This window comes from Halomonas qinghailakensis, assembly GCF_025820815.1.
Lineage (GTDB): Bacteria > Pseudomonadota > Gammaproteobacteria > Pseudomonadales > Halomonadaceae > Vreelandella > Vreelandella qaidamensis.
This window is the reverse complement of sequence record NZ_CP096973.1, coordinates 3,496,471-3,520,262: the sequence shown is the minus strand read 5'-3', so window position 1 is coordinate 3,520,262 and position 23,792 is coordinate 3,496,471. Positions and strand designations below refer to the sequence as shown.

The 23,792-nt window shown below is 50.4% G+C and carries 22 protein-coding genes; 17 read left to right on the top strand and 5 right to left on the bottom strand.

The genetic code is table 11. The features are described from left to right. Positions 1-138: 138 nt before the first annotated feature. Complete coding sequence (locus M0220_RS16030) at positions 139-573, bottom strand: acyl-CoA thioesterase (RefSeq protein WP_030072816.1); 435 nt, start codon at positions 571-573, stop codon at positions 139-141. 178 nt (positions 574-751) lie between these two features. Between M0220_RS16030 and M0220_RS16025 the strand changes: the two genes are divergently transcribed. The 13 genes from M0220_RS16025 (at position 752) to M0220_RS15965 (ending at position 14,233) form a co-directional block, all read left to right on the top strand. Then, positions 752-1,690, top strand: coding sequence for a recombination-associated protein RdgC (locus M0220_RS16025; RefSeq protein ID WP_030072814.1), 939 nt, complete (start codon positions 752-754; stop codon positions 1,688-1,690). Positions 1,691-1,748: 58 nt separating this feature from the next. Beyond that, positions 1,749-2,930 (top strand): 1-acyl-sn-glycerol-3-phosphate acyltransferase, encoded by a 1,182-nt coding sequence (locus tag M0220_RS16020; RefSeq protein WP_030072812.1) that lies wholly within the window; start codon positions 1,749-1,751, stop codon positions 2,928-2,930. Positions 2,931-3,100: 170 nt separating this feature from the next. After that, positions 3,101-3,382: a hypothetical protein gene (locus M0220_RS16015; RefSeq protein WP_030072810.1), complete on the top strand. Its 282-nt coding sequence runs from the start codon at positions 3,101-3,103 to the stop codon at positions 3,380-3,382. Positions 3,383-3,496: 114 nt separating this feature from the next. Next, a complete protein-coding gene (metG, locus tag M0220_RS16010) occupies positions 3,497-5,533 on the top strand; it encodes a methionine--tRNA ligase (RefSeq protein WP_030072808.1) in 2,037 nt (678 codons plus the stop codon). 91 nt (positions 5,534-5,624) lie between these two features. Then, the gene (locus M0220_RS16005) at positions 5,625-7,226 is read left to right on the top strand and encodes a sensor domain-containing diguanylate cyclase (RefSeq protein ID WP_264018210.1); all 1,602 of its coding nucleotides are present in this window, start codon (positions 5,625-5,627) and stop codon (positions 7,224-7,226) included. After that, the gene (rsxA, locus tag M0220_RS16000) at positions 7,223-7,804 is read left to right on the top strand and encodes an electron transport complex subunit RsxA (protein WP_009724749.1); all 582 of its coding nucleotides are present in this window, start codon (positions 7,223-7,225) and stop codon (positions 7,802-7,804) included. The genes M0220_RS16005 and rsxA overlap by 4 nt, the downstream gene beginning before the upstream one ends. A gap of 5 nt (positions 7,805-7,809) precedes the next feature. After that, positions 7,810-8,412, top strand: coding sequence for an electron transport complex subunit RsxB (gene rsxB, locus M0220_RS15995; RefSeq protein WP_030072803.1), 603 nt, complete (start codon positions 7,810-7,812; stop codon positions 8,410-8,412). Beyond that, positions 8,399-10,078 (top strand): electron transport complex subunit RsxC, encoded by a 1,680-nt coding sequence (gene rsxC / locus M0220_RS15990; protein WP_264018209.1) that lies wholly within the window; start codon positions 8,399-8,401, stop codon positions 10,076-10,078. The genes rsxB and rsxC overlap by 14 nt, the downstream gene beginning before the upstream one ends. Next, a complete protein-coding gene (locus tag M0220_RS15985; RefSeq protein ID WP_264018208.1) occupies positions 10,075-11,124 on the top strand; it encodes an RnfABCDGE type electron transport complex subunit D in 1,050 nt (349 codons plus the stop codon). Before rsxC ends, M0220_RS15985 begins: the two co-directional genes overlap by 4 nt. Beyond that, complete coding sequence (rsxG, locus tag M0220_RS15980; protein ID WP_264018207.1) at positions 11,121-11,780, top strand: electron transport complex subunit RsxG; 660 nt, start codon at positions 11,121-11,123, stop codon at positions 11,778-11,780. Before M0220_RS15985 ends, rsxG begins: the two co-directional genes overlap by 4 nt. Further along, a complete protein-coding gene (locus tag M0220_RS15975) occupies positions 11,777-12,478 on the top strand; it encodes an electron transport complex subunit E (RefSeq protein WP_030072795.1) in 702 nt (233 codons plus the stop codon). The genes rsxG and M0220_RS15975 overlap by 4 nt, the downstream gene beginning before the upstream one ends. A 15-nt stretch (positions 12,479-12,493) precedes the next feature. Further along, a complete protein-coding gene (nth, locus tag M0220_RS15970; protein ID WP_264018206.1) occupies positions 12,494-13,132 on the top strand; it encodes an endonuclease III in 639 nt (212 codons plus the stop codon). Positions 13,133-13,162: 30 nt separating this feature from the next. Further along, positions 13,163-14,233: a carboxysome shell carbonic anhydrase gene (locus M0220_RS15965; RefSeq protein WP_264018205.1), complete on the top strand. Its 1,071-nt coding sequence runs from the start codon at positions 13,163-13,165 to the stop codon at positions 14,231-14,233. Positions 14,234-14,245: 12 nt separating this feature from the next. Here M0220_RS15965 and M0220_RS15960 read toward each other — a convergent pair whose 3' ends face one another. Beyond that, positions 14,246-15,304 carry a tRNA-queuosine alpha-mannosyltransferase domain-containing protein gene (locus M0220_RS15960; RefSeq protein WP_264018204.1) on the bottom strand — a complete coding sequence of 353 codons (1,059 nt, stop codon included), beginning with the start codon at positions 15,302-15,304 and terminating at the stop codon, positions 14,246-14,248. 165 nt (positions 15,305-15,469) lie between these two features. Here M0220_RS15960 and M0220_RS15955 point away from each other — a divergent pair, with 165 nt between their 5' ends. The 4 genes from M0220_RS15955 to M0220_RS15940 are packed head-to-tail and all read left to right on the top strand — an operon-like array spanning position 15,470 to position 20,860. After that, complete coding sequence (locus M0220_RS15955) at positions 15,470-15,844, top strand: response regulator transcription factor (RefSeq protein ID WP_030072786.1); 375 nt, start codon at positions 15,470-15,472, stop codon at positions 15,842-15,844. Next, positions 15,841-17,901, top strand: coding sequence for a 3'-5' exonuclease (locus tag M0220_RS15950; RefSeq protein WP_030072784.1), 2,061 nt, complete (start codon positions 15,841-15,843; stop codon positions 17,899-17,901). The genes M0220_RS15955 and M0220_RS15950 overlap by 4 nt, the downstream gene beginning before the upstream one ends. Next, positions 17,898-18,101: an Asp23/Gls24 family envelope stress response protein gene (locus M0220_RS15945; protein WP_030072782.1), complete on the top strand. Its 204-nt coding sequence runs from the start codon at positions 17,898-17,900 to the stop codon at positions 18,099-18,101. The genes M0220_RS15950 and M0220_RS15945 overlap by 4 nt, the downstream gene beginning before the upstream one ends. Positions 18,102-18,103: 2 nt before the next feature. Next, a complete protein-coding gene (locus tag M0220_RS15940; RefSeq protein ID WP_030072780.1) occupies positions 18,104-20,860 on the top strand; it encodes a sensor histidine kinase in 2,757 nt (918 codons plus the stop codon). Positions 20,861-20,863: 3 nt separating this feature from the next. Here the strand turns inward: M0220_RS15940 and M0220_RS15935 are convergent, their stop codons facing one another. From M0220_RS15935 to M0220_RS15925, 3 genes are read right to left on the bottom strand one after another with little or no spacing between them, the layout of a single operon-like run. After that, positions 20,864-21,991 (bottom strand): DUF294 nucleotidyltransferase-like domain-containing protein, encoded by a 1,128-nt coding sequence (locus M0220_RS15935; RefSeq protein WP_030072778.1) that lies wholly within the window; start codon positions 21,989-21,991, stop codon positions 20,864-20,866. 34 nt (positions 21,992-22,025) lie between these two features. Next, positions 22,026-22,352, bottom strand: coding sequence for an HlyU family transcriptional regulator (locus M0220_RS15930; RefSeq protein ID WP_030072777.1), 327 nt, complete (start codon positions 22,350-22,352; stop codon positions 22,026-22,028). Between the two features lie 53 nt (positions 22,353-22,405). After that, the gene (locus tag M0220_RS15925; protein ID WP_030072775.1) at positions 22,406-23,626 is read right to left on the bottom strand and encodes an argininosuccinate synthase; all 1,221 of its coding nucleotides are present in this window, start codon (positions 23,624-23,626) and stop codon (positions 22,406-22,408) included. Between the last annotated feature and the right edge of the window lie 166 nt (positions 23,627-23,792).

The window sequence follows — 23,792 nt, the reverse complement described above, 5'->3', positions numbered from 1 at the left end:
TTGCACTGCATTGGCACTGCGAGAGTTAAAAGCGCTTAAAAAGCCGCCCTTGATACCACAACAAGGCGGCGCGCAGAGTCAGCACCATCATACCACTGCATAAGCACCATGGGCAGTCAGTGGCAGCGGCATTACGATTTACGCTAAAAAGGTCGATTTATCGACTACAAGGCCATTAAGCACCTCTCGCACGTCTCCCTCGATAGGAGCCGCTTTATTAGCCTTCATATCCAGCAGTACAAAGGTCAAATCTGCTTGAGCAACGAGTACGCCGTCTTGTCGCACAATTCGATGATGACAAATCGCACTACGCTCCCCCACATCGACAATACCGGTCATAATCCGCAAATCATCGTTTTGTACGGCAGCAGCTCGATAATCAATATTTAAATTGACCACGACAAAAGCTCGTCCGGCCTTATGAAGTTGATTGATCAGACGCGGGTGATCATCAAAAAAAGCCCAACGTCCTTCTTCCATAAATTCAAGATAACGTGCGTTGTTGACGTGACCATAGCCATCTAGATGGTAACCACGTACACGAAGCGAAACGCTGGAAATCGATGTAGACATAACCATCCTTTATTCAAAATTCATTAGCGACTAATTTTAAATTCCGTGAACTAGACAAAGCCTCTCAAATCAAACACAAGTTTTAAACTAGCACAACAACCAGGTTAACCCCCTAAGGCGCTGGTAGGAAGGGCTTGGTTTCGCCATAATGTGCCACCTTTTAAATAGGATCGGTGACATGTGGTTTAAGCACCTACATTTATATCGCCTTCATGGCGCCCCTGAACTAGATAGCGCGACACTAGAGGATGCGTTAAACGAGTTTGCAGCCAAACCGCTAGGAAGCGCCGACGCGCGTCGTTTAGGGTGGACAGCCCCCGCAGGCAGATTAGGTAGTGGCCAGCGACTACACGAACTCCAGGGCCATCGGCTACTTTCTGCCCTACGCCAGGAGCGCCTACTGCCTGCTTCTGTAGTTAAAGAGGAAGTGGACGAAAAAGTCGCTGATATCGAAGCTAGCGAAGGACGAAAAGTCACCCGCAAAGAAAAAACAGCGCTAAAAGAGCAGGTCACAGAGGAACTAATGCCCCGGGCATTTGTTCGCAGTCAGAAAATCGATTTATGGTGGGACACGCGTCACCAGTTAATCGGTATCAATGCAAGCTCCCGCACACGCGCTGAAGATGTGCTGGACCTATTACGCGAAACACTGGGTAGCTTGAAAGTCACGCCACTCACATCGCAAACCCTGCCGATACGCGCGATGACTCAATGGTTGGGCGAAGCGGCTAGCCGCCCTGCTGATCTTCAATTAGGGGATCAAGTTGAGTTAAAAGCGAAAGGCGATGACGGCGTGCTACGTGCTCGCCAGGTTGATCTGGACAGTGACGAGATCCAGCAATTACTGGAAAGTGGACGGCAAGCCAGTAAGCTCGCGATTAGCTTGGAGGGCCGTTTAAGCTTTGTTCTGCATGATGACTTGGCGCTGAAATCACTGCGCTTTGGCGATGCATTAATTGAAGAAGCCGATCACGCAGACGATGGCGATGATGCGCTTGCCCGCTTAGAAACTGATTTTATTTTGATGGCGCAGGCACTGTCAGAGGATATTCCTCGCCTAATCGAGTGGCTAGGTGGGGAAGCTCAGCGCGAAGCTGTCACGCAGCCAGACGCTTAATTTAGCCTTCAGCCTGCTGATGTAAACTGTTTATATTTGCCTATATCCAACGGATCGCATGACTCATCACAACAACGCACTTAACGCTGACAACGCCAACGACCCCTGGGCTGACATTCGTCCCTATATGGATCATGAAGTGGCCAATGTTCTTGAGCGTCTATCGCACGATAGCGAGCTTTTAAACGCATTGACCCGCTTCAGGCTACCGCGCATGGCCAAATGGGCGCCTCCCGTTGCCCGCGCTCTGGCGGGCTATGCGATACGTCGTGAAGTAAAGGGCGTTACCTCTGTCTACGACTTCCAAATGCGTATCGCAAGCTACATGGAGCGCATGATCCGCACCACCACGGATGCTTTCGAGGTCTCCGGGCTTGATAAGCTCGACAACGACAGCGCTTATCTGTTTATAGGCAATCATCGCGATATATCGCTAGATCCTGCATTTGTGAACTACGCGCTTTACCAAGCTGGCCGCGATACGGTTCGTATCGCGATCGGAGACAACTTACTTAAAAAGCCCTACGTCACTGATCTGATGCGGCTAAACAAAAGCTTTATCGTACCGCGCAGCGCCCGCGGCAAGCGTGCCATGCTGGCGGCCTATCAGCAGCTATCGGCCTATATTCGCCACTCAATCACCGTTGACCAACACTCTATTTGGATGGCGCAACGCGAGGGACGCGCGAAAAATGGCATTGATCGAACTGACCCCGCTATCATTAAAATGCTAACCATGGCCAGACGGAACGCAGAGCGAGATATGGTGTTTGGTGACGCCATCGCCGAGTTAAAATTAGTGCCAGTATCGATTAGTTATGAATACGATCCGTGTGATCGGCAAAAAGCTCAGGAACTTCATGATATTGCGACTGAAGGCAGCTACGCGAAAAGCGAATTCGAAGATATTAGCTCTATTGTGTCAGGCATCACTGGCTCTAAAGGGCGGGTTCAGCTGCGTTTTGGAAGCCCGGTAGGTGCTGATATGGCGACACCTGATGAAGTAGCAGCAGAAATTGACCGTCAAGTGATCGGCGGCTACCGCCTATTTCCTAGCCACTATTTAGCTCTAGAAGCGCTTGGCGAGTCACCAGAACTCATCGCCCGCAAAACGATCACCCGTCAAGACAGAGAACGCTTTAACGCACGGCTAGCCAGCATACCTGAAGCGTTGCGGCCTTATTGGTTGGAACAGTACGCCAATCCGGTCAAACATAAGGCAGGCCGTTTGAGTTTATAAACCTTGCCTTGGTGGAAGCGCTGTGGCACCAGAGTGCTATTAGAATTGGCAATAAACGGTGCCCAATACCTACTAGGAACCGATGCTCAGCGGTAAAAAAAGTGCTATGGTCAAAGCATTCATTGGTCTCGCTTGAATATTCCTCAAGCGCGGTCTTAAGGAGAACTCCAATGTCCGCATCAGAAATTCAAAAAACCCGCATTATTAACGAACTGCGTGGTTTTATTCGCAAGCTGCTTCAAGATCCAAAAATTTTGGAACAATCGCTGACGATTGCACGGCAACAGCTGCTTGAAGGCAACAGCCCTGCTGTAATGGCCAAAATTGCCAACGAAATCTCCGATACTACTAGCGTTCATATTCCCGAAGACCCCGCTGAGCACTCTGAAGCGGATAAGCTGTTTTTAGAGCTTCTGCGGGAAGTCGTTCAGGAAGAACAGGCTCTCTACTAGCCGATGAGCAGCTTGCGAAAAAGAAATATTCAGTAACTTATTGTCGTTACCGGCGAAGCGCACGCCTACTTCGCCGTCTTTATTTGCCCTGCCTAACCGGAATTATCATTCACCATGTCAAATACTGCTCCGCGCAACATTTTGGTGACAAGCGCGCTTCCTTATGCCAACGGCGCCATTCACTTGGGACACCTTCTTGAGTACATCCAAACCGACATTTGGGTGCGTTTTCAAAAAAGTCGTGGCCAGCAGTGCTACTACGTATGTGCCGATGATGCCCATGGCACTGCCATTATGCTACGCGCCGAGCAGGAAGGTATTACGCCCGAGGCTTTAATTGAACGTGTTTCCCAAGATCATCAAGAAGATTTCGCCCGTTTTGGCGTTGAGTTTGATAACTATCACTCCACTCACTCTGACGAAAACCGTTACTTCAGCGAACTGATTTACACCCGCTTACGTGATAAAGGCCATATTGCCACCCGCGATATTGAGCAAATGTTTGATCCGCAAAAAGGCCTGTTCTTAGCTGACCGCTTTATTAAAGGAACGTGCCCTAAGTGCGGCGCCGATGATCAATATGGCGATAACTGTGAAAAGTGTGGCGCTACTTACACGCCTGCTGACTTAATCAATCCCGTTTCTGCTATTTCAGGGGCAACGCCTGAAGTACGCAGCTCAACTCATTACTTTTTCAAGCTGCCAGATTTTGCTGAGTTTCTTCAGCAGTGGATTAATGACGACCATGTCCAGCCGCAAATTCGCAACAAGCTAATGGAGTGGTTCGAGTCAGGCTTCAATGAGTGGGACATCTCTCGAGATGCACCCTACTTTGGCTTTGAAATTCCTGATGCGCCTGGCAAATACTTCTATGTCTGGTTAGATGCCCCTATTGGCTACCTAGCAAGCTTCAAACACCTGTGTGACCGGAAGGGCATCGACTTCGATACTTTTTGGAAAAAGGATTCGGACGCAGAGGTTTACCACTTCATTGGCAAAGATATCGTCTATTTCCATGCCCTATTTTGGCCTGCCATGTTGCATGGTGCAGACCTTCGAACGCCTACTGCGGTTAACTGTCACGGTTTCCTAACGGTTGACGGTGCCAAAATGTCTAAATCGCGTGGCACTTTTATCAAAGCAGCAACTTATGCTGAACATTTAAATCCAGAGTACTTACGCTACTATTTTGCCGCTAAATTAACGTCCAAAGTAGATGACTTGGATCTCAACCTCGACGATTTTTCTGCACGGGTTAACTCTGATCTGGTAGGAAAAGTTGTCAATATCGCCAGCCGTTGCGCCGGTTTTGTGAAAAAACTGGGCGGCGGTAAGCTAGCTGATCATTGCGCCGAGCCACAAATGGTTGCGCGTTTTATTGCTGCTGGCGACCAAATTGCTGACGATTTTGAGGCACGTGAATTTAGCCGGGCCATGCGCAAAATCATGGAATTGGCCGATGAAGCCAATACCTATATTGCTGATAAGGCCCCCTGGGCACTGGCTAAACAAGGTGGTCAGGATACCGAGGTACTGGAAATCTGTTCAGTCGGTATCAACTTGTTCCGGCAACTGATGGTCTATCTTGCTCCCGTGGTGCCCGTTATGGCTGAGCAGGCGCGCGACTTTTTAAATATTGAGTCACTCGACTGGAACAGCCGTGGTGATGTGCTGGTCAATCACCCAATCAACAAATTTAAGCCACTGATGACTCGGGTTGAGCGAGATAAAATTGACGCTATGATTGAGGCATCCAAGGAGGATTTAGTGGAAGAACAGAAGCTAAAAAACACGCCCAAAGGCCCTCTGTCGGAAGAGCCAATTGCCGATGAAATCAGCTTTGACGATTTTGCTAAAGTTGATTTACGCATTGCCCGTATCGCCAAAGCGCAGTACGTTGAAGGTGCAGATAAACTGCTTCAGCTTACGCTGGATCTAGGCGGTGAAACACGTAATGTCTTTTCAGGCATTCGTTCGGCTTATTCACCAGAAGCCCTAGAAGGCCGTTTGACTATCATGGTGGCTAATTTAGCCCCTCGCAAAATGCGTTTCGGCTTGTCGGAAGGTATGGTGTTAGCATCGGCCAATAAAGATGGGATTTACTTGCTCTCCCCCGACGCAGGCGCGGAACCAGGGCAGCGCGTTACTTAATTAGGTATAGGTTGGCGAAGGGGCTGAGTGAGCAACCTCAGCCCTTTTTTATGAGTCTGCGCTAATATTTTAACCCTACTGAGTTTGCTATATGCACCAGCGTATCCCACGCTCATTGCGTTTTCGTTTTTTTGTTGCACTTGGCGGATTACTTCTATGTGCAATAGCCTCGCTGGCGGCTATCAGCGCATGGCTTATCTTTCCGACATTACAAGCAGAAGAGCGCGCAACGGTCAAACGGGAGCTGGATCGTGTTGAACGTAGTTTTAAACTAGATCAACAACAGCTGCATGCCCAGGTAAGGGACTGGGCTCACTGGGATGACACTTATCAGTTTATACGGGGTGATTATCCACGTTACGCAGACGTCAATTTCAGTCAAGAAATGTTTGAAGATATGCGTTATCAGTTCATGGCGTTTTTCACTAGCAGCGGAGAGGTCCACTTTCTAGCTGGCATTAACCCTGAGACAGGTAGTTATCAAACCTGCAGAGCTACCATTGGTGACTGCAGCTGGATGACGCCATGGGTAAACAGCATGCAGGCTGCCATTGAAGATAATAGAACCGATCAAATTAGCATCTACGCTAACCACCCCCCAGCCATCGTTGCTTCCAGCCCCGTGTTACGTACTGACAAACGTGGCGTATCACCCGGATGGTTGTTTAAGACGCGCACACTAAATAGCGAATGGCTAAGTTTTATGGAGGTTTATACAGGCCTACCAATCAGCCTTAGCCTCAGTCACGAGTCAGCGCCTCTCAGCGACTCTTTTAGCTTCTCAGGCAACACGGTAGTTGCTGAACGTTACTTCCCCGTTTCAGGCTCGCCGACGCCTATGTCGTTAAGTATTGGTATAGAACTTAATCGCACGAGCTATTTGACCAGTTTAACCACCTTTCGTTATGTACTGCTATGGACAGCGGGCTTGATGATCATGGTCATTGCTTTAGTGCTATTGCTACTTGAGAAAATTGTGCTTAAGCCGCTGCGGTTATTAACCCAATTTACCCAGCAAGTAGGAACAGATGGGACAGATACCTATGGACTTACCAAGCGCAATGATGAGATTGGCTTGCTGTCACGTACGTTTCAAGAGCAGTTCGCCTGCCAGCAGCAACTCAATGCTGAGCTACTAAAGCTATCTACCCATGACGCTCTGACAGGGCTACCTAATCGTCGGCTTTTTGATCAACGCCTGGAAACAGCTTTTGCAGAGGCAGTCTTAGCACCCAATGCTTTAGCGGTGATGATGTTAGATATCGATCACTTTAAGCTATATAACGATCACTATGGTCACCAATGTGGCGATGAATGCTTGCAGCAAGTGGCGGGGGCCTTTAATAGCATCGCAACCGCATTTAATTTCTTAATTGCCAGAACGGGAGGAGAAGAGTTCAGTGCCATTTTACCCGGTGTTTCCCCAGAGTCTGCCAAAGAAATTGGCGAGCAGCTAACCCAAGCCATCGACCACCTACAGTTGCCCCACGCGACATCTCCTGTGAAGCCTTATGTAACAGTAAGCGTTGGCATTGCTATGCTGAAAGACAGCAAATCGCCTTCAGCAAGCGCAGTAATGAGCGCTGCCGACCAAGCCCTGTATCTTGCTAAGGCAGCCGGGCGGCACCAAGTTGTGCTATTCAAACCACCCCTAGCCAACACTACGTTTTCTGCGCACAATACGCCGCTATGAATGAACTTTTTCTAATTTTGATTAGCACTGCGCTGGTCAATAACTTTGTATTGGTGCAGTTTTTAGGGCTTTGCCCATTTATGGGGGTTTCAAATAAACTGGAATCCGCCATGGGCATGTCTCTGGCGACCACGTTCGTACTCACACTGGCATCTGCCGCTAGTTATGTGGTCTATCATGGCTTACTTGTGCCCTTGGATGTTACCTATCTGCGCACCATCAGTTTTATCGTTGTTATTGCCGCTGTCGTGCAATTTACCGAAATTATGGTGCGCCAACTAAGTCCCCTATTGCATCAAGTGCTGGGGATTTTTCTACCGCTGATTACCACTAACTGTGCGGTACTTGGTGTCGCCCTGTTATCGCTTAACCGCGAGCTGAGTTTCTTTCATACTACCCTTTATGGGCTGGGTGCAGCGCTTGGTTTTTCGATGATTTTGGTGCTGTTCGCAGCAATGCGCGAGCGATTGGCCAATGCTGATATACCAACTCCTTTTAGAGGTGCCGCCATTGCTATGGTCACAGCGAGCCTTATGTCACTGGCCTTTCTCGGTTTTTCAGGATTAGCGCAGGGGTAACCGCCATGGGAGATATATTTTCTTGGTGGAGCATTCTCAGTGCAGTGGGTGTGTTGACCGGAATTGGAATAACGTTTGGAGCACTACTGGGTATGGCCAGTGTGCGCTTCAAAGGAGAAGATAATCCGTTAGTAGAGCAGATTGATGCACTATTACCACAAACCCAATGTGGCCAGTGCGGTTACCCAGGCTGTCGGCCGTATGCGGAAGCTATCAATCAGGGTGATGCGTTGAATAAGTGCCCGCCTGGCGGCGAAGCGACTATTCACGCATTAGCAGACTTATTAGGCCGAGAGCCTGTGCCACTAGATGGCGAAGCAGCTACTGAAGACACTGTCGCGTTTATTCGTGAAGCTGAATGCATTGGCTGTACTAAGTGCATTCAAGCATGCCCGGTGGATGCCATTATTGGCGCTGCAAAGCAAATGCATACGGTGATAGAAGATGAATGCACCGGCTGCGATTTGTGCGTTGCGCCCTGCCCCGTCGACTGTATTGATATGTTGCCTCGAAGCAAGCCTCTCAACCAATGGCAACCTGTGGTCACCATCGCACCTTTAATCGCCAGCGATCGACAGCCAACTAGGAGTCAGCATGCCAGCCTATAAATTCCCAGGTGGCATTACTCCGCCAGAACGTAAAGATCGCTCGAATCAATTACCGCTTCGAAACGCGATTCTGCCTACCCAAGTAACACTTCCGCTCAAACAACACTCAGGTAATCCTGCGATCCCCTGTGTTGATATCGGTGATGCAGTTCAGGTGGGTAGCCTAATTGCCGAGCGAAACGGCATGGTATCGGCCAACTTGCACGCCAGTATTAGCGGGACAGTGACTCAGATTAGTGATAACGCCATCACCATCGATGCTGATGGATTGGACCACTGGCAAGTGCTGCCCTCACTTGATTGGCGAGCCGATAACCACCAAACGATCATTGATCGGCTCGACAGCTGCGGCCTAGTAGGCCTTGGTGGTGCCGGCTTTCCCGCTTATATCAAAGCCCAAATAGCGGATCATCATCGGATTGATACACTCGTTGTTAATGCCGCCGAATGCGAGCCATATATCACAGCAGACGACTTGGCTCTTCGCCATTATCCAACCGAGATACTGGAAAGTGCGCAAATGGTCGCTAAGCTCTGCGGCGCCCGTCAGATTGTAGTGGGTATTGAAGATAATAAGCCCGAAGCGATCCATGGATTAAAAAAGGGACTCTCTCACTTTCAACCGCCTGACCACCAGCAATCAGTAGGCATAACCATCAAGGTCATCGAGACCCGTTATCCCAGCGGTGGTGAGCGCCAATTGATCAAGAAATTGCTCAACCTTGATGTACCCAGTGGCGGCCTTCCTGCCGATGTCGGTGTTCTCTGCCACAACCCCGGCACGCTGCTGGCAGCGCTATACGCAGTACGTGATGGTAAACCTTTAGTCGAGCGAATCGTCACCTTGACGGGAGACGCCATCAGAAATCCAGGCAACTACTGGGTGCGCCTTGGCACATCTGTTGAAACGCTGCTTCAGCAGGTAGGAGTAGCAAACCAACAACTTCATCAAGTCATTGTGGGCGGCCCAATGATGGGGACACCTCTCCCAATACTTAATACGCCGATGATCAAAACGACAAACTGTTTGATTGCTGCCACTCGTGAAGAGCTGCCCCCTCTTCCCGAGGAGTCTCCCTGTATTCGCTGTGGTGCTTGTGAAAGCGTGTGCCCGGTCCAGCTGCTTCCGCAACAGCTGCATTGGCATGCCCGTGCGGAGAACGACGATACATTGGAAAAGCTTCACTTATTTGACTGTATTGAGTGTGGTGCCTGCAGCTATGTTTGCCCAAGTTATATTCCATTAGTGCAGGATTATCGCTTAGCAAAACAGCGTATTCGCATTAAACGTATTGAGACCGCTAAAGCCGATCACGCTAAGCATCGATTTGAATTTCGTCAGGCTCGGCTGGCGCGCGAGGATGCAGAGAAGCAAGCTCGCCGCCAAGCCAGACAAGCACAAAGCCGTCAGACGTCAGATAGCTCAAAGGTAGCCGACAGTGCCACACCAGTGGTTGATTTGCGCAGTTTGCGCATTGCTCAGACCGCCGCTAAAGCAGCAGTGAGAAAAGCTGAAAAAACCCTCGCAAGGGCCGCAGCACAAGACCCAAGCCAGCGCCACGATGATTTAGAAACTCAACTGGCCACCGCCCAGGAAAATCTTAAGGCAGCTGATACTCGGCTGGCTGAAGCTCGCGCCACAATGGCACAACAGGAATCGCCATGAGCATGATGCACGCCTCGCAGCGAACGACTGAATCATTCAATACGATGCCACCCACCGCCTATTTAATGCGTTGGGTGATTGTCGCTACCGTGCCTGGACTTGGCGCGATGACGTTTTACTTCGGCCTGGGCATTATTAGCAATGTGCTTTTAGCCGCCCTGTTTGCACTCGGCGCAGAAGCGCTGGTGTTAAAACTGCGCCAGCGCCCGTTACGGCCTGCACTGAGAGATTCAAGTGCGTTATTAACCGGCGTACTGTTAGGTGCATCGCTACCACCTGCTAGCCCCTGGTGGCTCATAGGGATAGGTGTTATTACCGCTGTTGTAGTTGCTAAACAACTGTATGGCGGTCTAGGCCAGAATCCTTTCAACCCCGCTATGGTAGGCTATGCCCTGCTACTCATATCATTTCCCACTCACATGACGTTATGGTCACCTCCACAGCCTCTTATCTCCGACAATTTATGGGCCCAGATCAGCGGCATTTTACCGGCTTCCACGCTTGATGCGCTAAGTGGGGCTACGCCGCTAGATGCCTTTAAACATAAAGGTGAAACGGTGCTGGCCAGCGAATTTTGGGCTAGTCAACCGTTACCTGAAGGCGCATTGAACGCTTGGCGCAACGTAGCGCTGGCTTGGTTAGCAGGTGGGGTGTTGCTAATTGCGAAACGAATTATCAGCTGGCACATTCCTGTTTCAATGCTTGTTAGCATGGCAGTGCTTGCCACACTTTTTTATGCCAGCGACCCAAGCCACTTTGCTTCACCGCTGTTTCACCTAACCACAGGTGCAGCCATATTCGGGGCCTTTTTCATTGCCACTGATCCTGTTTCAGCAGCGACTAGCCGCCGAGGAAAACTTATTTTTGGCGCTGGGGTTGGCGCGTTGGTCATGATTATTCGCACGTTTGGCGGCTACCCCGATGCAGTAGCATTTGCCGTTTTACTAATGAACTTATGTGTACCGCTACTGGATATTTATACCGTGCCACGCCCTACAGGCCAGCCTAAAACACAGCAACATGCAAAGCACGGTGACTCAACATGACACCCCGCCAAGCAATGCTTCGCGGCGCTTTCGCCTTAGGAATGTTCTCTCTAGTCACCGCAGGCAGCGTTGCGTTGACTCGGGCGGTAACTGCCGAGCGTATCGATGATCATCAGCGAGCCTATCAACACCGCCAACTTCAGGAGGTATTACCAGCCGTTTTGAAAGATATAGCGGTTCAAACGGTCTTAGACAGCGCATTTCAATTACCCAACTCAGAACAGCTGGGCCATCGCGAACCTCAATATGGGTGGCACGTTGAACACGATCATCAGCAGGTCGTTATTCTGCCGGTCGTTACTCGTCAAGGGTACAATGGCGAAATTCGGCTACTGGTGGGCATTGATCAGCAGCAACGCATTACCGGTGTACGCGTTACCCAACACCAAGAAACGCCTGGGCTTGGCGATGACATTGAGCGCCAGCGAAGTGACTGGATAACCGAGTTTAATGGCTTGAGTTTAAACAGCCTGCCGCCGGGTGGATGGGCAGTACGTAAAGATGGCGGCCACTTTGACGCTTTTACAGGCGCCACCATTACGCCACGTGCAGTCGTCAACGCCGTCCAGCGTGCACTGAGCTATGTCACCGAACATGTCACCGAAAACGCCGCTGAAATAGAACTCCCTATCACTTTTGAAGAGACCACCCAATGAGTCAGTGGCGCGAACTAGCCCGAAACGGTCTATGGTCGAATAATCCTGCTCTCGTACAGTTACTGGGGCTATGCCCCTTACTGGCCGTCAGTGGTAGCGTTGTCAATGCACTGGGGTTAGCATTCGCCACCCTGCTTGTCATGGTGGGCGCTAGCACTACTATTTCACTGATTCGCCATCAGGTTCCCAGCGCAGTAAGACTACCCGCCTTTGTCATGGTGATTGCTGCCTTTGTTACCTGTGCTGAGCTTTTAATGGCTGCATTTGCCTATTCGCTTTACCAAGTATTGGGAATTTTTATTCCGCTGATTGTCACTAATTGCGCCATTTTAGGCCGTGCTGATGCGTTCGCTTCCCGCCAGCCAGTATTACCGGCTGCCATCGATGGATTTATGATGGGCCTAGGATTCGGTGCCGTATTGGTTCTGCTAGGAGCTCTACGCGAGCTGCTTGGGCAAGGCACACTGTTTAGCGATATGACGCTGCTATTTGGGCCTATTGCCACCAACTGGCAAATCACGTTCGTAGATGATTATCAGTTTTTGTTTTTCGTGCTGCCTCCTGGGGCTTTTTTCGTTGCGGGGCTATTGATTGCGTTAAAGAATGTACTTGATCAACGCCGTAGCGCTCACGCGCAACCTGCTAAAACAGCGCCCCGAATAGAGCGTCGAGTACGTGTTACCGGCACTATCAAATAACCAAGAGAGCATCCTATGAATGCCCAAAAGCGTCATGAAATTTTTGCTCGTCTACAGGCAGAGAATCCGCATCCCACGACTGAGCTAAACTGGAGCACGCCGTTTGAACTGTTGGCCGCTGTGCTGCTATCTGCTCAAGCGACAGACGTAGGTGTTAATAAGGCCACTGACAAGCTCTTCCCTGTGGCCAATACGCCCCAAGGAATTATTGATCTAGGTATCGATGGGCTAAAGAGTTACATTAAAACCATCGGACTATTTAACACGAAAGCCGAAAACCTGATGAAAACCTGTCACTTGCTGATCAGTCAACATGATGGCGAGGTGCCACAAACACGTCAGGCGCTGGAAGCCTTACCGGGTGTAGGAAGAAAGACCGCCAATGTGATTCTCAATACTGCCTTTGGTCAACCCACCATTGCCGTGGACACGCATATTTTTCGAGTTTCTAACCGCACGGGTATCGCCAAAGGCAAAGATGTCGTTGAGGTTGAGCAAAAGCTACTGCGTCATATTCCTAGTGCTTTTAAACAGGATGCTCACCACTGGCTGATTCTGCATGGGCGCTATACCTGCATTGCCCGCAAGCCACGCTGCGGTAGCTGTATTATTGAAGACTTATGCGACTATAAAGATAAAACCGAACTTGCCTAAGGGCGCTGGTTGTTAACACGAGATAACAAGATGCCAACCCCAGCCAAGCTTCTTCATGACCAGCCCATTGCCCAACGTATTGATGCGCTATTGGATCTCTCCAAACAGCACGCTGAGCATTTTTGTAGCCCTGGTGCGTGGCTGGCACGGCAACGTTACAGGGCACAGCACCCTACCTCAATCGTCGTGATGAAGTGCATGGATGGTCGTATTCATATTCCACACGCCACCCGCACTCCTCTGGGCATTATTACTCCATTTAGGAACTTAGGGGGTATTTTTGATTTAGGCTGGCCCTATTTAGGGGAACTGCTAACCGATGCTGTCATAGACGCTGCAAGCGTGGGTCACGCTACCCTCATGCTGATTACCTACCACTTTTCAAGCGGCCATCAGGCCCGCGGCTGTGCAGGGTTTGATTGTGACACTGAAGCCGCCAAAGCCCATGCCTACGCAATCGCTAAACAGGCAGGCCAGCTATTCGGCAATGACTATCAGCAGGTTTATCCGTTAGTGTGTGGCTTTGAGACCGACAGCGATGCGCTGATTATTCACGGCCACCATAATGAAGTACTTGATATACGCGACTGGCGAAACCAGCCTGTTGAAGACTTAGCCGTAGCGCTTGCCAGTGTATGTCCCGATATGCCTAAAGAAATCCAACGGGATTTACTGCCATTACTTAAGGGTAACCTAGCGCATATCTCTGATTTGCAGAGTGCTGAGCGGGTATTGGATATTGAACATCGCGAATGGGTGATTTGCATAGGTCGTGGGTTTGACTTTCTACACCTTCCCAACACCGCGCTAATTATTGGCCCTTACGGCCCCAATTTAGCGGAACCTATTGGCACTGCCGCCGTCATCATTGATGCGAACATGCGCGCAGGGAGAATCCCTGACGATGGCTTTATGCTGCTTGCCTCAACGCCCTATCAGCATAGCGGCGTGGATCGGGCACGCGCCGAGCTGAAATCGCGCTTTTTATCCGACTTCGCCGAACACGTTATTCAGCGCGAACACCCTGCTCTGGCTAAAAAAATGCGCCGCCATACGGCGGTAGTACACTGGCCCACTAGGCGATTGGATTCACTAACGTGAGTCTCAAGTGGTTCAATGCTCCATCAACAACGCACGATAAGCGCCACGCCATTCAGGCCACTGCCATTGCTCGGTAGCCAACAGTGATGGTTGGCTAACGGGGTCGATTAGCCACGCGCGCAACCGCTGATAAAGCCCCTCTTGCGTACCATCAAAACGATACTCATTCGGGTACAGCTCAGGGAAACACAGCCTGTCAGGCACCAGCGGAATCGCGCCCCGCTGGGCGGCTTCCATAATGGCTAGCCCTTGGAACTCGTGCCAGGTAGTGGAGACCACAATGCCACCGCCCATTAGCAATGCTCGGTACTCCGCTTCTGGCTGTGGCCCCCAGCAAATCGTGTGCGCCGTCAAGCGCTCTTCTGCCTCAGCAAAAATGGCGGGGACATCCCTAAAGCGCTGGCCTAGCACTGCTAGTTCAAAAGGCACCTGCTGCTCACTCAGCTTGAACAGCACGGCAAAAAAATCCTCAGGATTTTTATCGTACTCCCAGCGATGATTCCAAATAATGCGTCGTGGGTGGGTGTTAGCGTGGGGAGTCTCACCCAGCGGCATGATTGGCACGGGCAATACTTTTGCCTGCTGGCGTAAGCGCTCTAACGGTTTGGCTGCTGGCAGGTTTTCAGGCAATTTTTTTAAAAACTGCCGCGCGCCGTCGAAAAAAGAATCACGGTTGTAGGTGGTATTAAACACCAACGTATCCGCCGCCAAAGCCGCGTACAAATTAACCATTTTGGCCTCTACTTGGGAAATTTGATCGCTAGATTCTGGATAGGCAAACTGGTTTTCATGGAAGTAAATAATCTTTCTAGCTCGTCCTAAGTGGGGAAATAAGCCAACGAGCGTGGCAATATCCACCATCGAAGTAGCTAGCACAACCTCATAAGATTCACTAAGGGTTTCGTACTCTTTTAACCACCAACTCAATGGATTACCACGAATTCGCCATGAAAAGTGACGTGGCGGCAAGCTAAGTAGTGTCCACGACACATCATCAACTTCGGCCATCAAGCTTTGTGCCCAATAGCGATGACTAACAGCCTCATAAGCAGACAACAATAAAACGCGCATAAACACCTTACTTAAAAGTCCATTAAGCTTGAATTCAGCTAAGCAAAAGCAGCCGGTTGCTACGGTACTTTGCGAGCATTCGGCCAAGGTCGTCTTGGCCTAACCTGCCGCGCTACATACACTCTAATTAAATACCTAACAACGACACCTTTGGGGAGGGGCATCATGGCCAAAGTACTCGTGGTCGACGACGAGCCCAACATTGTACTGTCTCTGGAATTTTTAATGGAGCAGGCAGGCTTTCAAGTCGTCACTGCTTATGATGGCGAGGCCGCACTTGAACGCATCAATGATTCAGCCCCTGACCTGCTGCTGCTTGATATCAGCCTGCCAGGCATCAGCGGTTTTGATGTACTCGAACACCTTCGCCATTCAGAAGCGACTGCCCAGCTGCCCGTTATTATGCTGACAGCACATGGGCGAGATATTGAACGCGAGAAAGGCCTAGCGCTAGGGGCTGATGACTACATCACCAAGCCTTTTTCGACCCAGTCGTTAATAGAGAAAGTTAAATCACTGCTAAAGGGTAACTCGCAATGACCCGTGACGGGCTCCCTAAACGTCAGCGACTCATTGGCCTATGGCTGTTACTAAGTGGTATCAGCCTACTGGGGGGCGCTATTTTTGCTGCCTGGCTGGATGCTCAGCTTTCGCCTACGGGCATTACCCGGGTAGCACTCTGGCTGGGCAGTTTTTCCGGCGGTGCAACGATATTTTTAGTTGGCCTGCTACTAGAACGCATGCTGTTCACTCCCCTGCGTCATTTACAGGTACAGCTGGCCAGATTAGTAGCTAACCCAGATGCCCGTGATGAGCACCCGCCCGAGGGTTGGCTGAAAGGGCTTGGGCCTGACCTGCGCAGAGTGCGTGAAAGTTGGCGCGTTGACCGCAACCAACTGGCTACCGCTCACGCAGATGGTGCACGCAGTGCCGCCAAAATTCGTCGTGAATTAGAAACGCTACTGCAAGTACTCGAAACCCCCTTGTTACTATGTGACCACCATCGCCGTTTAATGCTATTCAATCAGGCTGCGGAAGACTTTTTCGTCGATAACACGGCGTTAGGCTTGGGTAAACGCCTAGAAGCGCTACTGCCCGTTGCCAGCCTGCAACAAGCTCTTAGCCAGCTACCAGCGGATGGTTCACCTCGCGAGCTGCTTGCTCCCTGTGATAACCGCTGGTTAAAAGTTGTGTTACGCCGTGTGCCAGGCAGTGACGGCGAAACACTGCTAACGTTTAGCGATGCGACTGCATCCTGGTCAAATGAAATGGGGGTTAGAGCGGAACTTGCTACTAAGCTCCCCCTCTTACGCCAACATACGGCAAGCCTAACCAGCGCTGCGGATGCACTGATACAGCTGCGCCATAATGGCTCGGATAACCCTACATTACGCCAGCGGTTTGAACAGGTGATTCAAGAAGAGAGTGCCACTCTGGGGAATAATGTTGGTCAAATCGGGCAGCTATTGGACGATTTACAACATCAAGGTGAACGCCTGACCCCCATGTGGTCGAATGATTTCTGGCAAGCTTTAGATGAACGCTTAGATCCAGCACACCGGCTAATCACCCCCGTCGGTATGCCTGCATGGTTTAAAGGCGATGCACCGGCACTGATTGTTCTTTTTGATTCCTTAGTGAAACATCTTAATTCTCATCTTCCGGTTAGCCATTTTGAAGGTGAAATATGCCTTGGTAACAAGCGAGTTTATTTGGACTTAATTTGGCAAGGCAGCCCCTTACCAGAGCATGAGCTAGCGAAATGGCGGCGTCAGCCTCTGCCGTCGCTACCGCTTAATCCGCTGGTATCTGATGTGTTGCGCCAACATGCCAGCGATATTTGGAGCCTGGCTGACGATGATGCTGTTCATGCGCGCCTGCGTCTGCCGCTACCAGCCATGGATCGCGTTGGGGCACCACGAGAAACAGCACCTCCGCGCCCAGAGTTCCATGACTTCGGCATTGCTGACCTGCCTCCACCCGATGAAGAATTGGCTAACCGCACGTTACGTAGTCTTGAGGTAGTTGCATTTGATACCGAAACCACCGGCCTTGAGCTGCGCCGAGGGGATACGGTGATTAGTCTAGGGGCTTGTCGGGTGGTTAACGCACGTCTACTAGCCAGTGAAGTCTTTGATCAAAAAGTAGATCCAAAACGTCCCATACCTCCTAACAGTACGGCGATACACGGTTTAACTGATGCTGATGTAGCCGGTGCACCGCCCCTTGACATTGTTCTAACGCGCTTTCGAGATTACGTCGGTGAAGCGGTTCTATTAGCGCATAATGCCGCGTTTGATATGCTCGCCATTACTAACAAGGGGGTTGTATTTGATCTGCCTGTCATTGATACCTTATTGATATCAAGAGCATTAGACGAAGCATTAGATGGGCATGATTTAGATACGTTGGCCCAACGATACGACCTTACGTTTCCACCTGGCACTCGCCACACGGCGCTTGGGGACGCCCGTGTAACCGCTGAATTATGGCTAGCGTTGTTACCCCGGCTTGAAGCACGTGGCGTGGACACGTTAGAGCAGTTGCTAGCTCTGCAGGCCAATGCATTTGATCGCCAGGATGCCAGCGCCTCATGAAACAACCAGGCTCACGCAAACTAGAGCGTCTAATCGCGCTATTCGCAGTAGCTATCTTACTGTTCAGCCCCCCGCTGATTATCATGGTTGACCAGCTCTCCTCTTTGCGTATGAGCTGGCTGCCGCTTTATCTCTTTATTGCTTGGGGCACAGTGATTGGCCTCACCGCATGGTTAATGGAACAACGGTCGGGTCGCTGATCATGCGCACAGATGCAGTTATCCTAGGAACAGCATTTGGCTATTTAGCGCTGCTATTTGTAGTCGCTGCCTGGGGTGATCGTCGTGCCGAGCAAGGTCGATCATTAATTGGCTCACCTACGGTATATGCGCTATCAATTGCAGTGTACTGCACTGCCTGGACGTTCTACGGAAGCGTAGGACGCGCAGCTGAGCATGGTCCCAGTTTCCTGCTTATTTATCTTGGGCCCACGCTGGCGATGCTCCTCGCCCCTGTCGTCATTCGTAAAATGGTCCGCATTGCCGCCCGCCAGCGTATTACCTCCATCGCTGACTTTATTAGTGCTCGCTATGGCAAGAGCACCAGCTTAGGCGCTCTTGTCGCTCTGATGGCGCTTATTTGTATAACGCCTTACATTGCCCTGCAGTTAAAAGCGATCACCGTTAGCCATGCGGTGCTAGTCAACTACCCCAATACAGCGGATACCACGCTAGTGGATGAGCGTTTCTGGCTGGATAAATCGCTTTGGGTCGCTTTAGTACTTGCGGTATTTATTATTCTCTTCGGCACTCGCCATCTCGATGCAAGTGAGCGGCATGAGGGAATGGTCGCTGCCATTGCCTTAGAATCACTGGTGAAGCTAATTGCGTTCATGGCCGTCGGCATTTTTGTAGTATTTGTGCTGTATGAAGGCCCCAGTGCATTATTTACCAGCGTTGCTACGATGCCTGACGTGGCAGAAAAAATGGGGCTAAGCAGTGTGCCAGGCGGCGCCACTGGCTGGGTCGGAATGCTAATCCTGGCCTTTTTAGCTTTTTTAACCCTGCCTCGTCAGTTCCAGGTGTTGGTGGTCGAAAATGTCGATGAACAGCATTTAGCCAGAGCGAGCTGGTTATTTCCGCTTTATATGCTGCTTATCAACCTGTTTGTTATTCCTATCGCCTTTGCTGGCCTTATGTTGGGTGCTAGCGCGGGTGATTCTGATAGCTTTGTACTGACCCTGCCCCTGTCTGCAGGGCTTGAAGGGTTACCCTTACTGGTATTTATCGGCGGTCTGTCAGCCGCCACTGGCATGGTGATTGTTGAAACAATTGCACTTTCTACCATGGTGAGTAATCAACTCGTCATGCCCTTACTACTTAGAACACAACGCCTTCACCTGAGCACGTCCGGCGAGCTGGCAGGCTGGCTGTTGGGTATTCGCCGCATTGCTATTGTGCTGATTCTGCTGCTTGGCTATCTGTATCACGCGCTGATCGGGGACTCCTACAGTCTTGTTACTATCGGGCTTGTCTCGTTTGCGGGAGTGGCTCAATTCGCTCCTGCCCTGTTAATTGGCCTTTACTGGCGTAGCGCGACTCGTCAAGGGGCCACCGCTGGCTTAATTGCAGGCTTTTTAGTCTGGTGCTATACCTTACTGCTGCCAGGCTTTGCTCAATCTGGCTGGTTAGATGCAAGCTTTCTTACACAGGGGCCGTGGGGCATTTCATGGCTAATGCCTTACCGCCTATTTGGTCTGGAAGATTGGGATATTTATTCACACGCCCTGCTATGGAGCATGCTAGCGAATGTCGGTTTGCTGATTGGCGTGTCACTTTTTACCCGCCCTACGCCTCTCGAACAAACCCAAGCCGCCCTTTTCACTGAGGCGCTACACCCTAACTTGCAAACGACTTCTCTATGGAAGGGACAGACAACCCAAGGTGCCTTGAAAGAATTACTTATTCGCTATCTTGGTAACCAAGTCACACAACGCGTGTTTAATCAAAGCATTAATAAAAACGACTATCGCTCAGACGAACCAGCAACAGCCGATCTAATTACCCGTTCAGAGCAGGCGCTTGCAGGCTCTCTTGGCAGTGCATCAGCGCGCGTACTGATCAACTCAGTGGTCCGTGGAGAAGCACTAGACCTTGAGTCGATTTTAAGTATTTTAGACACCACCTCTCAAACTCTAGAATACAATCGTCGGCTCGAGCAAAAATCTCAAGAACTCTTAGCAGTGAGTGACGAGCTACGCAGTGCCAATGAGCAGCTACGCGAGCTAGATCGCTTGAAAGATGAGTTTGTCGCCATGGTGAGTCATGAGCTGCGAACTCCGCTAACGTCAATACGGGCCTTTGCTGAAATATTACGCGATAGCGAACAACTACCTGATGAAAAACGCCAACATTTTCTGGGGGTTATTGTCCATGAGAGTCAGCGCCTTTCGCGTCTGATCGAGGAAATTCTTGACCTGGCGCGTTTAGAGAGCGGTCGCTTGACGCTTCACCCTGTCACCCTTGACCTGGCTGCCCTAGCGAGGCAAAGCATCGATGCAGTTGCCCGCTTACATGAAGATCGAGGTATTACCCTTGATATCAGTTTAGAGGCTGACCCTGCCATGGTGGTCGGTGACCAGGACCGCTTGGAGCAAGTCATTATTAATTTGCTGGATAACGCCAGTAAATTTGCCGACCGACAGCAACCTCAAGTGCGGCTGGCACTTTATCGGCACCGTAATCATTTTCGATTAAGCGTTGAAGATAACGGGCCGGGTATCAGCGCTGACGAACGTGAGCGCGTGTTTGAGAAATTTCATCAAATACAGCAAAGCGGTGAGACTCCGCGCGGACGACCCAAAGGTAGCGGGCTAGGCTTACCTATTAGTCGCGGTATTATTGCTCACCTTGGTGGAAGACTTTGGGTGGAAGACGCTAAAACTCTCGGTGGTGCCTGCTTAACCCTAGAACTGCCAGCAGCGCCCAGCGAGTCTACTCCGCAAACAGCCCCGGAATAATCGCTATAAACGCTTTACCTGATTAACAAACGCCTTGATCTGCTGCAAATCAAACTTCAGTAGTAGTCGTTCATCATCACGAAGACGACGCAGATCCACCCAGCCGTCGGCTGTCTGCCCGTGCGACTTATTATGGCGTTGTTGCTCTAGAAGCAAGTGCTGCATCCGATTAAAAGCAGCTAACAGTAAGGCAGATTGCTCCTTCGTCAATGCACGAGTGAAATGGGCGAGTGCCGTTAGCCGTTCACGTGTGCCTATCTCACTTCGCTGGTAGCGAACACAGAGTAAACGGGCAGCGCTAATTAAGGGCATCAATCCTTGGTGCTTAAGATCGATTGCTTGGTCATAAGGAGCAGCTAATCCAGGATGTGAGGCAATGCGTCCAAACCGATCAAGCGCTACCGGCAACTCATCTAGCAATGCCACCATTTCATTCATAAACAAGGGGGCGCTTGAGAGAGTTGAACGCACCTGCTGGCCTAACGCTTCAGCAAGCTCAGCATTCCCTGCCACAGGATAAAAATCGAGCCATATATTGGTTTGCTGCACTCGCTTAACCTGTCGGTCAGCACTCCAAATTTCAAATTGTTGCTGCCATTCGCTCAAGCGCTTGCGCCACATTGGCCAACGCGCCATGACATGACCACGGCAAAGGGGAATGCCTGCTGCATCAAGATGCTGTGTAAAACGTTCACCTAGCGCCTGAAAATAACCATCAACTTCAACATGTCGAGCGTCAGGGTAGTCGTCAATAATCAGCGCATTGTCTTGATCAGGACCCAATAAGCTTTCAAAGCGAGCCGCCGAACCAAGCGTGAGCACACAAAAATCTACTGGCGGCTTCCCCCATCCTTGCGCCTGCATCTCATCCAGTGCCATTGCAATCGATTGGCGATAAAGCCAAGCGATGTGGTCACTAATGAGTTCGCTAATACGCCAAGCAGGCAAGTCATAACGCACTAGCGTCTCAACAAAAGAGAGCTGTGCGGCATAGGCGTCAGATAAGGATGGACTGAAGATAGTGGCATTCGCGCGAAAATCGCGAAGTGAAGCAGTTAGCGCCGATGTATCCAATAAGCCATCATGACTAACTAAGGAGCGCCAAGGTGAAGCCCGGTATACGATGCGCATACGCTACTCCTTAACGAAACGTAAAGCAGACTGGCTAGGCTTCGCTAGCGTTACGAGGATCCGGTGCAAACATCTCCTCACCCACCTCGTCAATAAAGCGCTGCGCCTTAGCAATCATCATCGCATCGCAAGCGTCTCGACCCGGCAGCATATCAGAACGTTCGAAGCGATGTTCATGGGTTACCCCCTCGCTATCTATCTTACGAATCCAGCCACTCACCCGAAATTGTCCACTCTGATTATCAGGCTGAGACACAATTAAATAATCTTTATATTCAACCGGCTCAGCTGCTTTGGTGTTTCCTTCCGTGACATCCTTATCGGCGCCACCCAACAGGCCAGAAAATAGTTTTTTAAACATTCGCTCTCCCTCAACGTAAAAGCGGCCAGGATAGACCTGACCGCTTAACATGCTTAGCTCTGTTGACGACCTTTACCGGCAGCAATCCGCAGACGCAATGCGTTCAGCTTGATAAAGCCTTCTGCGTCTTTTTGATCGTAGGCACCTGCATCATCTTCAAACGTTGCAATCGACTCATCAAACAACGACTGTTCAGACTTGCGTCCCACAACCGTTGCATTGCCTTTATAGAGCTTCATGCGCACAACGCCCGCGACGTTTTTCTGTGTTTCATCGATCGCCGCTTGCAGCATACGACGCTCGGGGCTCCACCAATAACCGTTATAGATCACTTCTGCATACTTGGGCATTAGCTGATCTTTCAGGTGCGCTTCTTCACGGTCAAGGGTCAGCGACTCAATGGCGCGGTGAGCGCGAAGCATTATTGTGCCACCAGGCGTTTCGTAACAACCACGTGACTTCATACCGACATAGCGGTTTTCAACGATATCTAGACGGCCAATACCGTTATCGCCACCCAGCTTGTTGAGCTTTTCCAGCACTTCATGAGGCTTGAGCGCTTCGCCGTCGATGGCCACAATATCGCCATTCTCAAACGTCAGCTCTACGTAAGTCGGCTGCTCAGGTGCGGCTTCAGGAGAAACGCTCCAACGCCACATATCTTCTTCTGCTTCGGCCCATGGATCTTCCAAAATGCCGCCTTCATAAGAAATATGCAGCAGGTTGGCATCCATAGAGTACGGAGATTTTTTCTTTTTATTAGAAAAATCAACAGGAATTTTGTGCTCTTCACAGTAGGCCATCAACTTCTCACGAGAAGTCAAATCCCACAAACGCCAAGGAGCAATAACCTTTACGCCAGGTTTGAGCGCGTAGCCACCCAATTCAAAACGAACCTGATCATTACCTTTGCCCGTTGCACCGTGAGAAATGGCATCAGCGCCCGTCTCATTAGCAATTTCAATCAAGCGCTTGGCAATTAAAGGGCGCGCAATAGACGTACCTAGTAAGTACTCGCCTTCATAAATGGTGTTCGCCCGAAACATGGGGAAAACATAGTCACGAACAAACTCTTCGCGAAGGTCTTCAATATAGATCTCTTTAACACCCAGTGCTTGAGCCTTGGCGCGTGCGGGCTCGACTTCTTCACCTTGACCGATGTCGGCTGTAAAGGTCACTACCTCGCAGTTGTAGGTCTCTTGCAACCACTTAACGATAACGGATGTGTCCAGGCCGCCTGAATACGCCAGCACAACCTTTTTGACATCGGACATTCTTTGCTCCTTGTTTATGAAAAGTAGTTCACCAAACAACACCGCGCTGGGCGCAGTGCAATAACATAAACTACGAGTATAGCGCTCTCGATGCTCAGCGAATACCGTCAACGACGCCTTAGGGGTAAAGCTGCTAGAATCATACCCAGCAAAGGGGTTGCTTAAA

Excerpts from the sequence above, each read along its gene's own strand:
- M0220_RS16030 (WP_030072816.1), bottom strand. The coding sequence starts at position 573 with ATGTCTACATCGATTTCCAGCGTTTCGCTTCGTGTACGTGGTTACCAT.
- M0220_RS16025 (WP_030072814.1), top strand. The coding sequence starts at position 752 with ATGTGGTTTAAGCACCTACATTTATATCGCCTTCATGGCGCCCCTGAA.
- M0220_RS16020 (WP_030072812.1), top strand. The coding sequence starts at position 1,749 with ATGACTCATCACAACAACGCACTTAACGCTGACAACGCCAACGACCCC.
- M0220_RS16015 (WP_030072810.1), top strand. The coding sequence starts at position 3,101 with ATGTCCGCATCAGAAATTCAAAAAACCCGCATTATTAACGAACTGCGT.
- metG (WP_030072808.1), top strand. The coding sequence starts at position 3,497 with ATGTCAAATACTGCTCCGCGCAACATTTTGGTGACAAGCGCGCTTCCT.
- M0220_RS16005 (WP_264018210.1), top strand. The coding sequence starts at position 5,625 with ATGCACCAGCGTATCCCACGCTCATTGCGTTTTCGTTTTTTTGTTGCA.
- rsxA (WP_009724749.1), top strand. The coding sequence starts at position 7,223 with ATGAATGAACTTTTTCTAATTTTGATTAGCACTGCGCTGGTCAATAAC.
- rsxB (WP_030072803.1), top strand. The coding sequence starts at position 7,810 with ATGGGAGATATATTTTCTTGGTGGAGCATTCTCAGTGCAGTGGGTGTG.
- rsxC (WP_264018209.1), top strand. The coding sequence starts at position 8,399 with ATGCCAGCCTATAAATTCCCAGGTGGCATTACTCCGCCAGAACGTAAA.
- M0220_RS15985 (WP_264018208.1), top strand. The coding sequence starts at position 10,075 with ATGAGCATGATGCACGCCTCGCAGCGAACGACTGAATCATTCAATACG.
- rsxG (WP_264018207.1), top strand. The coding sequence starts at position 11,121 with ATGACACCCCGCCAAGCAATGCTTCGCGGCGCTTTCGCCTTAGGAATG.
- M0220_RS15975 (WP_030072795.1), top strand. The coding sequence starts at position 11,777 with ATGAGTCAGTGGCGCGAACTAGCCCGAAACGGTCTATGGTCGAATAAT.
- nth (WP_264018206.1), top strand. The coding sequence starts at position 12,494 with ATGAATGCCCAAAAGCGTCATGAAATTTTTGCTCGTCTACAGGCAGAG.
- M0220_RS15965 (WP_264018205.1), top strand. The coding sequence starts at position 13,163 with ATGCCAACCCCAGCCAAGCTTCTTCATGACCAGCCCATTGCCCAACGT.
- M0220_RS15960 (WP_264018204.1), bottom strand. The coding sequence starts at position 15,304 with ATGCGCGTTTTATTGTTGTCTGCTTATGAGGCTGTTAGTCATCGCTAT.
- M0220_RS15955 (WP_030072786.1), top strand. The coding sequence starts at position 15,470 with ATGGCCAAAGTACTCGTGGTCGACGACGAGCCCAACATTGTACTGTCT.
- M0220_RS15950 (WP_030072784.1), top strand. The coding sequence starts at position 15,841 with ATGACCCGTGACGGGCTCCCTAAACGTCAGCGACTCATTGGCCTATGG.
- M0220_RS15945 (WP_030072782.1), top strand. The coding sequence starts at position 17,898 with ATGAAACAACCAGGCTCACGCAAACTAGAGCGTCTAATCGCGCTATTC.
- M0220_RS15940 (WP_030072780.1), top strand. The coding sequence starts at position 18,104 with ATGCGCACAGATGCAGTTATCCTAGGAACAGCATTTGGCTATTTAGCG.
- M0220_RS15935 (WP_030072778.1), bottom strand. The coding sequence starts at position 21,991 with ATGCGCATCGTATACCGGGCTTCACCTTGGCGCTCCTTAGTTAGTCAT.
- M0220_RS15930 (WP_030072777.1), bottom strand. The coding sequence starts at position 22,352 with ATGTTTAAAAAACTATTTTCTGGCCTGTTGGGTGGCGCCGATAAGGAT.
- M0220_RS15925 (WP_030072775.1), bottom strand. The coding sequence starts at position 23,626 with ATGTCCGATGTCAAAAAGGTTGTGCTGGCGTATTCAGGCGGCCTGGAC.